This is a genomic window from Pedobacter jeongneungensis (genome assembly GCF_000633455.1).
In the GTDB taxonomy this organism is placed as follows: Bacteria; Bacteroidota; Bacteroidia; order Sphingobacteriales; family Sphingobacteriaceae; genus Pedobacter; species Pedobacter jeongneungensis_A.
In genome coordinates, this window is record NZ_AYMG01000017.1 from 249963 (window position 1) to 262232 (window position 12270).

Annotated in this window: 11 protein-coding genes and 2 tRNA genes; 6 read left to right on the forward strand and 7 right to left on the reverse strand. The window is 39.8% G+C overall.

Annotation, left to right across the window (positions count from 1 at the left end):
• Positions 1 to 11 precede the first annotated feature (11 nt).
• A complete protein-coding gene (locus U859_RS0117365; RefSeq protein ID WP_025144602.1) occupies positions 12 to 821 on the reverse strand; it encodes a DUF1080 domain-containing protein in 810 nt (269 codons plus the stop codon).
• Between the two features lie 174 nt (positions 822 to 995).
• On the opposite strand from U859_RS0117365, the gene mtgA reads away from it, so the two are divergent.
• Positions 996 to 1724, forward strand: coding sequence for a monofunctional biosynthetic peptidoglycan transglycosylase (gene mtgA, locus U859_RS0117370; protein WP_025144603.1), 729 nt, complete (start codon positions 996 to 998; stop codon positions 1722 to 1724).
• An 80-nt stretch (positions 1725 to 1804) separates the two neighbouring features.
• Here the strand turns inward: mtgA and U859_RS0117375 are convergent, their stop codons facing one another.
• The 3 genes from U859_RS0117375 to U859_RS0117385 all read right to left on the reverse strand — a co-directional run bounded on the left by U859_RS0117375 (position 1805) and on the right by U859_RS0117385 (position 5094).
• Positions 1805 to 4219: an AsmA-like C-terminal region-containing protein gene (locus tag U859_RS0117375; RefSeq protein ID WP_025144604.1), complete on the reverse strand. Its 2415-nt coding sequence runs from the start codon at positions 4217 to 4219 to the stop codon at positions 1805 to 1807.
• Between the two features lie 102 nt (positions 4220 to 4321).
• Positions 4322 to 4609 carry a YciI family protein gene (locus U859_RS0117380; RefSeq protein ID WP_025144605.1) on the reverse strand — a complete coding sequence of 96 codons (288 nt, stop codon included), beginning with the start codon at positions 4607 to 4609 and terminating at the stop codon, positions 4322 to 4324.
• Between the two features lie 5 nt (positions 4610 to 4614).
• On the reverse strand, positions 4615 to 5094 hold the full coding sequence (locus U859_RS0117385) for a hypothetical protein (RefSeq protein ID WP_025144606.1): 480 nt from the start codon (positions 5092 to 5094) through the stop codon (positions 4615 to 4617).
• Positions 5095 to 5144: 50 nt separating this feature from the next.
• Here U859_RS0117385 and U859_RS0117390 point away from each other — a divergent pair, with 50 nt between their 5' ends.
• The 3 genes from U859_RS0117390 (at position 5145) to U859_RS0117400 (ending at position 8731) form a co-directional block, all read left to right on the forward strand.
• On the forward strand, positions 5145 to 5633 hold the full coding sequence (locus U859_RS0117390) for a hypothetical protein (RefSeq protein ID WP_025144607.1): 489 nt from the start codon (positions 5145 to 5147) through the stop codon (positions 5631 to 5633).
• Between the two features lie 114 nt (positions 5634 to 5747).
• The gene (locus U859_RS0117395) at positions 5748 to 7385 is read left to right on the forward strand and encodes a TldD/PmbA family protein (RefSeq protein ID WP_025144608.1); all 1638 of its coding nucleotides are present in this window, start codon (positions 5748 to 5750) and stop codon (positions 7383 to 7385) included.
• 8 nt (positions 7386 to 7393) lie between these two features.
• Entirely contained in the window at positions 7394 to 8731 is a 1338-nt protein-coding gene (locus U859_RS0117400) for a TldD/PmbA family protein (RefSeq protein WP_025144609.1), read from the forward strand.
• Between the two features lie 74 nt (positions 8732 to 8805).
• Here U859_RS0117400 and U859_RS0117405 read toward each other — a convergent pair whose 3' ends face one another.
• Positions 8806 to 9594, reverse strand: a complete 789-nt coding sequence (locus U859_RS0117405; RefSeq protein WP_025144610.1) for a (Fe-S)-binding protein — start codon at positions 9592 to 9594, stop codon at positions 8806 to 8808.
• Between the two features lie 91 nt (positions 9595 to 9685).
• Positions 9686 to 10981, reverse strand: coding sequence for a (Fe-S)-binding protein (locus U859_RS0117410; RefSeq protein WP_025144611.1), 1296 nt, complete (start codon positions 10979 to 10981; stop codon positions 9686 to 9688).
• Positions 10982 to 11210: 229 nt separating this feature from the next.
• On the opposite strand from U859_RS0117410, the gene U859_RS0117415 reads away from it, so the two are divergent.
• Positions 11211 to 11283, forward strand: a tRNA-Phe gene (locus tag U859_RS0117415).
• Between the two features lie 305 nt (positions 11284 to 11588).
• Positions 11589 to 11661: transfer RNA gene (locus tag U859_RS0117425), tRNA-Phe, on the forward strand.
• Positions 11662 to 11725: 64 nt separating this feature from the next.
• Here U859_RS0117425 and U859_RS0117430 read toward each other — a convergent pair.
• Positions 11726 to 12169 carry an SRPBCC domain-containing protein gene (locus U859_RS0117430; RefSeq protein WP_025144612.1) on the reverse strand — a complete coding sequence of 148 codons (444 nt, stop codon included), beginning with the start codon at positions 12167 to 12169 and terminating at the stop codon, positions 11726 to 11728.
• Positions 12170 to 12270: the final 101 nt, after the last annotated feature.

Consider the following 12270-nt stretch of genomic DNA (forward strand, 5'->3'; position numbering starts at 1 on the left):
TCGAAAAATGTTTATTTTGATTTTGTCTTGCCGTGATGTGGCAGTTCTATGATCTGGATATCTTTAAAATCTACCGGCTGACCTTCACTTTGCAAAGCGATAAATCCTGCTGTAAGTGCTTTGCCATCAATTTTGATTTTAGGATCGTAGCGGTTGGCTACTCCGCCACCAATCTGTGGTTTGCTGTATTGTAAAACCGTATCACCGTTGATAATATGCGTAACCAGTGAGTCGCCGAGTACAATGAGTTCTGCTGATACCCATTGGTCGCCATCGTATGTTTTTGATTTAGAATCTAAACAATGGCCATCGTATAACTTGCCCTGGTAAAAAATATCGGTACCTGGCGAACACATGTTACCCGTTGGCCGCGGCCTGCCGTCGCTTAAACCTCCTAAAAACTGCATTTCGATTGAAATTGGCCAGTCTTGTTCTTTGGGCATCGTTTTAGGATCCTGCGAATGGAACATTATACCACTGTTTCGCAGGGTATAACTTGGCGCTCCTTTTTGCAGTTCACCAACAAAACGGTATTTCAGTTTAAGGTGATAGTAAGAAAATGGTGTTTTATAATAAAGATGGCCAAACTGGTCATTAAAATCGCCATATTGATCATAACGTACCTGTATGGTGCCATCAACCACCCTAAAAGTGTTACCGAAATTTACATTATAATCATGGTGGTGGATTTTGACGTTCCAATCTTTAATGTCTTTGCCGTTAAAAAGAGTAATCCACTTTTCTGATGTGTTATTGATGTTTTTGGTCGTACTACATCCCCATAAGCTGAGGGCTAAAAATAGATAAAGCAGTTTTTTCATTTGGTTACAATTAAATCCCAAAATACATAAACAAAGGCATTTTATACAGCTTGTTGTTATTCATTTTGTTTTTTGATCTTTAAAAATTCATTTTTAGAAAGAATCCCAGCTCTTCCATTTCTCATTTTCCATCATCCATTTTCCATTTCCCATCCCTTTAATTAACTTTGGCGCATGGCAAAAACCCGGACAACCAGAACAAAAAGTAAAGCGAAACATCCACTTTTAAAAAAGATCACCAACATTGCTACGAAGGTGTTTTTATATTTTTTACTGGTTTCTGTATTCTGGGTAATTGCATTGCGTTTCATTAATCCTCCAATCACACTTTTAATGGTGTTGCGTAACATTGAGCGTAAAGCCGATGGAAAGCCTTTTAAAACGGAGAAAAAATGGGTGAAGTTTGAAGATATGTCTGATAACATGAAAAGGGCCGCGGTATCAGCCGAAGATCAGCTCTTTTTAAAGCATATCGGCTTTGATATGAAAGCCATTGAAAAAGCTTTCGCCAGCAACGCCAAGGGGAAGAAAGTAAAGGGTGGAAGTACCATTTCACAACAAACTGCTAAAAATGTTTTTTTATGGCCAGGGCGGTCGTGGATCAGAAAAGGTTTTGAGGCTTATTTTACACTTTTGATTGAGCTGTTCTGGAGCAAAGAAAGGATTTTAGAGGTGTATTTAAATGTAATTGAAATGGGCGATGGCATTTATGGTGCAGAAGCCGCTTCGCAGGAGTATTATGGTAAATCTTGTACAAAATTAACCAAGAAACAGGCTGCCTTGATTGCCTCCTGCTTCCCAAATCCAAGAAGATGGACGCCTAAAAACGCCACACCTTACATCAGGCACCGCCAATATTTGATTTTAAGAAATATGAACAGGTTGGGGCCGTTGGATTTTTAGTCTTAAGTCCAAAGTCCCGGGTCTTCAGTCAATTTATGTACAATCTAGGAGACTCAGGACTATAGACTCAGGACTCACGACTAATCATGATCTTTATTCCACCTAATCTTAATCCCACCTTTTTCATCATCTACCGCTTTTAAGTGTAGTACAATACCACGCATACGGGCCTGCTTTTTCTCCTCTTTGGTTAAGTTTTCGTCGCCTTTAGGGTTTCTTAAAGGGATATCCATGGCGACATTGGTTCCAGTGCCCAGGGCATAAGTACCTTTAACATTAAAGTTTAATGCACTCGAGTTTATCTGCATTGGGCTGATTTCGACTTTATCTCCCCTGATGTTGAGCGTTCCATCGAGGTTTTTGATTTCTACGTTTGATAAGTTCCGGTTTGCGAAAGCAAATTTTCCAACTTTTACCATTGGGTCGAAATTAACAAGGGCGGCATTGTTCAGGTTAAATACCACTTTGCCATTTATTGATCGTGGAAGGATTTTTCCGGTGTGTGATATTCTTCCCGAAATGTTGACCAGCGAAGAAAGATAACCTTTTAAATTTTTGTTGGTAATGGTATTTTGTCCGAAATTATCGAAAGAGTAAAAGAAATCTTTAACGCTTACATGGCTAATTTTTGAATTGATTTTAAAACTGTTTGAAGCCGCTTCCTGCATGATATTTCCATCTAAAGATAACTGACCACCAGCGTGGGCTACACTGATTTTATTAAAAAATATACCGCCGCCACGCAATGAAATATCTGCATCGAGGTTTTTGGCCGTAAAATTATCGTAAATGGCTTTATCTACCGTTAAGCGGATGTTCATTTTAGATAGTTCAAGTACATTACTCAATTCTTTAGAAACCACGCGTTTATTTCCACTTGGTTTTGGTTTATTGCTCGACCTCGGACCTAAAAAGGGTAAAAATTCCTTTAAATAAAGCTGTGGGCTCGACATTTTTAAATTCACCAATATTTTATCTGGAGCGGTATAATATAAATTGGCAAAGTTGGCAATGCTACAGCTTACATTCAGCTCACTTTTACCCAATTGGAAATGCCCGTTCTGGATGGATAAATCATTTTGGTTGAAGTTGATGTTTAAAGCACTTTTTACTAAATGAAGTTTTCTCGGAATATACAGAATATCGGCATCTGCAATCTGTATTTTACCTGAAACTACTGGTTTGGTGAACCTGAAATTATCGATATCGGCCTGGCAGTAGAGTCTGAGGTTTGCGGTTCCGTTTTTAAATTCGAAATCGTTTGTTCCTAACGAATTATTTAAGTTGGATAAAGGGAATTGCGAGGTAACCAATCCTGTTGCAATAGGCCTGGCGAGGTTATTTACGGTAAAAGTGTCAATTTTAAGCGGTGCATTGAAGTATTTGGCGGTGAGTTTATGAAATTTGATGGAAGAGTTTTCATCGCCAATAACACCACCAGCGGTATCCCGGTTGGTAAAAGATCCATCAAAATTACAGGCCGTTAATTTCCCTGCCGGAATAGAAACAATGTTATCTCTTACTGTTATGCCTACTTTGATTAAAGGATCACCGTATTTACCTGATCCATCGTCAACAATATTTCCGCGTATATTAATTGGTTTTTCGATGCCGAACTTTAAAAGTTTAGAAGAAATATTAGGCGATAGGAGTAAAGCTACATCCCTGAATAAAATATCATCCACGGCAATGCTAATGGCAAAAGCAGATTTAGCCAGGTCTATTTTAGCGCCTATTTTAAAAGGATGACCACCAATATTTAAAACTTCAGGCTTTAAAATTACCGCATCCAGGTCACGGCTGTAATGTGCCAGTAAGGTTCCATCCAGGGTTTTGTCTTTTAAAAAACTTCCCTTCCGGGTGTTAAAAGCGAAACTGTTTACCTTAGTTTTTAATTTTATTTTGCCTGTCCAGCCGCTATCCGGATATTCCATTCTGCCCTGGATCTGATCGATATCAAAGTTGAAAAGTTTAAACCTCTTTTTATTATCAAGTATTAGACTCACTTTATTGAAATCTATTTTCTTTACCTCCAGCGCGGATGATTTTGGTGATGATTTTTTATCGGTTTTGGGTTTGCTCTTAAAAATACTGGTATTGCTGTATCCGGTAGAGTCGGTATAAATGTATATCGATGCATTGTTGATGGCTATCTGTTTGATATTGATGTTGCCTACAATAAGCGAAAGCACGTTTAATGATACGTCGATATCCTGCGCCTTTAACAGATCGTGTTTGTGCTGCGCCCATAGGCTATCCCTTAATAAAACGCCATTTAGCGATACAGAAACACCCGGAAAGCTTTTAAGAAGCGTAGGCTCCATGCTGGTAGCCGTAATCTGCCCGTTTAAATTTTTGTTCAGTTGCGACAGGATAGAAGCCAGCACTTCTTTCTTGTTTCGGCTAATGTAAAATGCACCCGCCAGCCAGGTTAATATAATCAGGACAACTAAAACCGATACGATTTTTAAAGAGATTTTGAGCCAGCGCTTCATACACATTATTTGATTTAACCAATATAATGTTTTTTAAAGGCTAATTGTTTGATTAGTAAAGAAAAATATAAGTATTAGGTGAGGTAGCTTTTTAAGAATTACTTATTTTAAAAGTAATTCGAGGTCGGGGTGGTATTGCGAAGTGAGGAACTGGGTAATGGTGAAATCGGCGAGGCGGTGTTTGTAAAAAGGGTCTTCCATCAGGATTTTCTTTAAGGCCTCCTCATCCTTAGCCAGGGCTAGAATAATTCCGCCGGTACGTGGAACTTTTCTGCCCGAAGCAACAAAAATATTCTGATCATAGTATTTTTTCAGATACTGAACATGCGTCTCCATGTGCCCGTCCAGGTCTTCCAATGGAACAATGTATTTAAGATCTACAATAAACATAATGTTTACAGTAAATGGGCAAAAACGGTGGAGTGCCAGCTATTTTGGAAAGGAACTTCCCATTTGGTTTCCAGTTCAGCCAAATTTTGAACCATGTTGTTAAATACAATGGTCTCTGGAGTGATCTGTTTGATATTTACGAGGGTTTCGAAATCTTCCTTACTGTTGACCACCACTTCTCCATTTACTTTGTAGGCCATGTTAAAGCGGTTAAAAAGATCGACATGGTATTCCTGTTCAATTTCCTTGATTAACCTCACAGAGCTATCGATAGAGCATCCGGTAACGCCGGCCTGGCTCTCATCAACGGTAAGGATAATAAAAAAGCCATAACGGATTTCTGCTTTTGCCAGCAGTTCGTTTCCGTGCGCTTTCCACTGGTTGGTAAAACCAGCTAATTTGTTCAGGATCTCATTTTCTTCGTTAGAAGTAAACTTGCGATCACTTTGGTATATCCAAACTCTTGAATGTGGAGAAAAACTCATATACAAATTTATGATTTTAATTAATTTGCTGTATTAAAAACGCTAACCTGATGAAAAAGTTTACACTCTGCTTGAAAATATCCCTTGTTTCGGCTTTTTGTGTGTTTTTATACGCTTTTTCCGATCCCGAAACCCTCGAACAGTATACAGGTTACCTGCAAAAATCTTTTACCGATCATTACGATTCCAGCCAGGAAAATGGCCAGGTAAAGCGTTATGAACTAAATGTTACCAACAATGGTTTTTGCCGTTACAAGCGTTATTTTAATAACGGTAAAACAGAGTATTTTGCATTTAAGCTGGCTAAATTTAAAGATATGGATTATTATGGAACTACCAATGCGGGTAAATTGTATATCCATACCAAAGGTGACGATGTAATTGTGCAGACTTATAAGGATAGGGGCGGCGATGTAGACTCGATGGCTACGCAGATCATCATCCCTGTAAAAAATATGGAGGCTGAAGATTTAAACCAGATCAGGGATAACCTGGAAAAAATATGCGCCCAGCCCCAGCCCGTTAAAGTGCCACAATAATGGCGGCCTTTTAATACAAGCATCTGTTTCATATTCAATGTTATAATGGATAACTAAAATTTTGGGGATTGGGTTAAAACACTTATCTTAAGTCGTATTTTAAACAATCTCATCTTGAAACGTAGAAATTTTATTTATTTAACTGGTGTAGGTGCTGCTGCGGCCATGCTTCCTGCCATTCCAGTTTTTGGGAAAGAGATTTCCCCTGAGCAGGCGTTAACTTATGTTGATCCGGCCGCTAAAAAAATCATATCTGATGTAGCCTTAAACGCTGCACGATCAAAAGGAGCAACCTATACCGATGTACGGGTGGGCAGGTACCTTAATCAATATGTAGTTACACGCGAGGATAAGGTAGAAAATATTGTAAATACCGAATCGTACGGCATTGGAATAAGGGTAATTGCGAATGGCAGCTGGGGTTTTGCCGCAACCGATAAAATGGATAAAGACAGCGTTGCAAAGGCAGCAGAGTTGGCAGTAACCATTGCCAAAGAAAATGCACGTTTGTTAAGGGAGCCTGTACAGCTGGCCCCACAAAAAGGATACGGAGAAGTAAGCTGGAAAGCCCCGATAGAGAAAAATACATTCGAAGTACCAGTAAAAGAAAAAGTAGACTTATTGTTGGCCGTAAATGATGCAGCCATGAAAGGCGGGGCAGATTATATTAATTCCATTTTATTTGCAGTTAACGAGCAAAAATATTTTGCTTCTACCGATGGCTCTTATATTGATCAGGATATTCACCGCATATGGCCTACTTTTTTTATCACAAAAATTGACAAGGAAACAGGTAAGTTCGAAACCAGGAACGCATTAAGCGCACCTACAGGAAAGGGCTATGAATACCTTGATGCCAGACCGCAGGATAAAATACAAACAGCATCGGGTACGCTTTATAAAGGCAGGTACGATATGCTTGAGGATGCTAAACAGGCCGCCAGACAGGTAGGCGAAAAAATGAAAGCCAAAACGGTAGAACCTGGTAAATATGATCTGGTGTTAGATCCCTCACACTTGTGGTTAACCATACACGAATCGTGCGGGCACCCTACAGAGCTCGACCGTGTATTGGGTTATGAGGCCAACTATGCAGGTACAAGTTTCCTTACGTTGGATAAATGGGAATCTAAGAAATTCAATTACGGTAGTAAAGAAGTAAATATTACGGCCGATAAAACCGAAATAGGTTCTTTAGGAGCTGTAGGTTATGATGATGAAGGTGTTAAGTGTGGAAAATGGGACGTAATTAAAGATGGCATATTGGTGAATTATCAGGCCATCAGAGATCAGGCACATATTTTAGGATTGAAAAGCTCACAGGGCTGCTGTTATGCCGATAACTGGAGCAGTGTTCAGTTTCAGCGTATGGCTAACATATCTTTACAGCCAGGCAAAGCTAAATTGAGTATAGCCGATCAGATCAAAAACGTAGAGAAAGGAATTTACATTGTGGGTGATGGATCATTCTCCATTGATCAGCAACGTTACAATTTTCAGTTTGGAGGTCAGCTCTATTACGAAATTAAGGATGGAAAAATTATTGGCATGCTTAAAGACGTTGCCTATCAGGCCAATACCCAGGAGTTCTGGAATTCGTGTGTAGCCATCTGCGATGAAAGCGATTACCGTTTAGGCGGTTCGTTTTTTGATGGCAAGGGGCAGCCGGGCCAGGTAAGTGCTGTATCGCATGGATCGGCAACCGCACGTTTTAATAAAGTTAATGTGATTAATACCGCTAGAAAAATCTGATAGAAATTATGCCAATCTTAACAAAAGCAGAAGCAAAGGCACTTTTAACCAAGGTACTTGCTTACTCAAAAGCAGAACAATGCGAAGTAAACTTAAGCTGCTCGGATAGCGGTAATTTAAGGTATGCCAGAAATGCGGTTTCTACCAGTGGCGGAATCAGTTCCAATAGCCTGGTGGTGAGTTCCGCCTTCGGGAAAAAACTGGGTACCGCAACAATAAATGAGTTTGATGATGCCTCTTTAGAAAAAGTGGTGCGCAGGGCAGAAGAACTTGCCCAACTTGCACCGGAAAATCCTGAATTTATGCCCTTTCTCGGTCCTCAGGAATACGGAGCTGAATCTCCAACCTTTTCTCCAGCTACAGCAGCAGTTACGCCAAAAGAAAGAGCAGATGCGGTGCAGGCCAGTTTAAAAGAGGCTATGGATGCCAAATTGAATGCTGCGGGTTTCTTATCAAACAGTGTTGGTTGTTCGGCAATGATGAACAGTAAGGGATTATTTGCCTATAATACCTCAACTGATGTGGCTTTTAACATTACAGTTAGAACCGATGACGGTAAAGGCTCAGGATATGCCACAAGGGGATATAACGATTTTAGTAAACTCAATGCAAAAGCCGATACAGCAATTGCTGCAAAAAAAGCAATGTCATCGTTAACGGCCAAAGCAATAGAACCAGGAAAATATACCGTTATTTTAGAACCTACTGCGGTAGCCGTAATGCTCGAAAACCTATTCTACTCACTCGATGCCAGGCAGGCGGATGAAGGCAGGAGTTTCATGAGCAAAACCGGTGGTAAAACAAAGGTGGGTGAGCAACTGGTGGATGAACGCGTGAATATTTACTCTGATCCATGGAATCCTGAATTGCCTACTGCTACATGGTCTGGTGATGGCAGGCCGCAGCAAAAAATAAATTGGGTAGAAAAGGGCGTAGTTAAAAATCTGTACAGCTCAAGATATTGGGCACAAAAAACAGGAATCAAACCTATTCCTACTCCGGGCGGTATGATTATGCAGGGCGGAACCAAAAGTCTGGAAGAATTAATCAAAGGAACCGAAAAAGGTATTTTGGTGACCCGCTTATGGTATATCCGCACGGTCGACCCACAAACATTGTTATTAACGGGTTTAACCAGGGACGGTACTTTTTATATAGAGAACGGTGAAATCAAATTTCCAGTGAAGAATTTCCGTTTTAATGAAAGCCCGATCATCATGTTAAATAACCTAGATGAAATCGGGATAACGGAGCGGACGGTAAGTGCCGAATCTGAAGCGAACTATCTGCTGCCACCTTTAAGGATCAGGGATTTTACCTTTACTTCATTATCTGATGCTGTATAATAGATAAAAACTAAAAACAAAATAGCCTGAGTATCATTCAATACTCAGGCTATTTTATTTATGAAAGAAAGTTACTAAAGTCCGTTTGCCCTTGCCGTAATTTCTGCAATATCCAGCACTTTTACTTCCTGCTCTTTATCTTTTAACTTAATGCCATCGCTCAGCATTGTCATACAGAATGGACAGCCGGCAGCAATCACCTGTGGGTTGGTTTCCAAAGCTTCATCAATACGTTCTACATTGATGTCTTTATTACCTTTTTCGGGTTCTTTAAACATTTGGGCACCACCAGCACCGCAGCATAAACCATTGCTTTTGCAGCGTTTCATTTCTACCAATTGAGCATCTAAAACTTCAAGAGCTTTTCTTGGTGCTTCGTAAATTCCGTTTCCACGGCCTAAATAACAAGGATCGTGATAAGTAATTTTTTTGCCTTTAAAACTTTCGCCACCTTCGGCCTTTAATTTGCCTTCGTTAATCAGATCCTGGATCAATTGGGTATGATGGATCACTTCGTAAGTGCCACCCAAACCCGGATATTCGTTTTTAATGGTATTGAAGCAATGCGGACAGCCGGTTACGATTTTTTTAATGTTATATGCATTTAAAACCTCAATATTGGTCATGGCCTGCATCTGGAAAAGAAACTCATTTCCTGCACGCTTAGCCGGATCGCCGGTACAGCTTTCTTCGGTTCCCAATACCGCATATTTTATACCTACATGATGTAAGATTTTGCAGATGTCGCGGGTGATTTTCTGTGCCCTTTCATCGTAACTTCCTGCACATCCAACCCAAAATAATATTTCCGGTTCTTCACCTGCGGCCATTAATTCGGCCATTGTAGGGACTTTAAATTCCATTTGTCTATTATCTAGTATCAAGTGTCGAGTATTAAGTATCGAGACCTGGTAATTATTAATTAATTCAATGTTAACTGAAAACTGTTAATTGCTAACTTTCTTCTGCCCAGTTAAAACGATCGGCTGGCGAGTATTTCCATGGGGCCTGGTTATTTTCTATATTTCCAAGCATTGCGTTAATGCTTCCCGGAGCCTGCGATTCTTCCATCACGGCATAACGGCGTAATTCCATGATAATCTGTAAAGGATCAATATTAACAGGGCAGGCTTCTACACAGGCGTTACAGCTGGTACAGGCCCAGATTTCCTCTCTACTGATATAATCGTCCAATAAGGCTTTTCCATCCTGATGTTCTGCCCCGTGTTTATCAATGTTTTGCCCCACCTCGGTAATGCGGTCGCGGGTATCCATCATGATTTTCCGTGGCGATAATAGTTTACCCGTAATATTTGCCGGACATACCGAAGTACAACGTCCACATTCGGTGCAGGTATAGGCATTCATCAGGTTTACCCAGCTTAAATCGGTCACATCTTTTGCGCCAAATTTACCAGGTTCGGTTTCGGCCGGAACGAACGAAGGATCGAGCATCGCTTTTACCTCATTGGTAACCGAAGCCATATTAGTAAATTCGCCTTTAGGCTCCAGATTGGAGAAATAAGTGTTTGGAAAAGCAAAAAGAATGTGGAAATGTTTTGAATAGGGCAGGTAGTTTAAAAACGCTAAAATGCCAATAATGTGGAACCACCAGCAGCTTCGCTCCACTATAACCAATGCACTTTCGGTTGAAGGAAGGATGTTCATTAAATACTGGCTAACCGGAAAAGCACCTGCATTTACATAATGGCTCGCGCCTAACAACTGGAGTTTCGCATCTGCTGCGTTCATGAGCAGAAAAGCACTCATTAATAAAATTTCGGTAATCAGGATATAATTGGCATCTGATTTTGGCCAGCTTTTCATCTCTACACCACTGAAGCGTTTAAGCTTAAGGATATTTCTGCGGACCAGGAAAATGGCACAGGAAACCCAAACGGTAAAGGCCAGGATTTCGAAAGAACCAATCAGAAAATTATAAAGCCCTCCTAAGCCGTTAAAAATACGGTGGGTGCCAAATAATCCGTCGATCATAATTTCGAGTACTTCGATGTTGATGATCACAAAACCAATGTAAACAAAAAAGTGCAAAAAAGCTGGAATTGGACGGACAACCATTTTGGATTGGCCAAAGGCCACCCGTAGCATGGTCATTAACCTTTTTTGAGGCTGATCTTTGCGGTCGACCGCTTTTCCTAACCGGATATTGCGAATTATTTTACGCAGATTAACTGTAAACAGCGCAATTGCTGCAAGTGTAAGTACTAGAAAGAGGATCTGTGCCACCATGCAATATTAGATTGTTTACGCTAAATTAGGATATTAATCTCAAAAAAATACTATGCATGCATAAAAAAAATAATAAAATTGTTTGTTTGTACTCATTCTAAGCAAGAATTAGGGCCTATTTACGGATTGATGAAAAATTAATTAATTGATAATCAGAGTTGCAATGAAATAATTAAAAAAAAGTTTTGCTTTTGAAAAAAGAACACTACATTTGCAATCCCAAACGGATGGTGCCATAGCTCAGTCGGTAGAGCAAAGGACTGAAAATCCTTGTGTCCCTGGTTCGAATCCAGGTGGCACCACTTCCAAAAGCCTTTCAGAAATGAGAGGCTTTTTTGGTTTTATGGTGTTTTTGTTGAAATTGTTCAGCATTCGATAAACCAGGTTAGTCACATTATTTTTGTTTTTTACCACTTCAGTCACCTGAGCGCATTTAAATTTTGCGTCTTTGTTAAATCCGATATTAAATAAAATTTAAAATATTTTTTACCTGCATCTTCTTGCTTATCAAAAAGATGAGGTTTTAAGGGGTTGTTTTGACGAAAAAAACTGAAATCCTTTTTTGGAATTGAGAAAAAGAACACTACATTTGCAATCCCAAACGGATGGTGCCATAGCTCAGCCGGTAGAGCAAAGGACTGAAAATCCTTGTGTCCCTGGTTCGAATCCAGGTGGCACCACTTCCAAAAGCCTTTCAGAAATGAAAGGCTTTTTTGGTTTCATACCACTAAGAATGGTGCCATTTTAAGTTTCTACGTGATCATCCGGTTTTTCAGCTATTTCTTTTACTTTATCCAAAGCTTTTGGCCAGGTTTTTTCAAAGTAATCAAGCCATTCTTCGGTAATGTCCATATCGATCAGCAGTTCCGTTTTACCGTCTTTTTCAGTTAGTGTATAATTCTCGAGCGATTCTCCCCAGTCGTGTAGTTTTTCCTTACCATCCATTACTTCACCAATGTGCTTGATAGACATGTATTGGTTGGGAATGTTTTCATTGATCACTGCGATCATTCCATCTCCTTTGCTATCGTGAAATAGCGCTTTACTTCCTTTTTTCCAATCGGTTTTTACCTGCGATCCTTCTGCAAAAACAGCTGTCCATTTAGGGTAGGTTTTTACGCCGAAAAGCACATCCCATACCTTTACTGCAGAAGCATTAATGTTGGTTTTAAATTCAATCTTTTCCATGGTTTTTGTTTTATAAGGTTGTTATTGAGTTTTCATTTAGCTTAAAACAAATCTGCAAAGTATCGGGTAATATAAAGCGGTGTAAAGGAGACAATTTACAG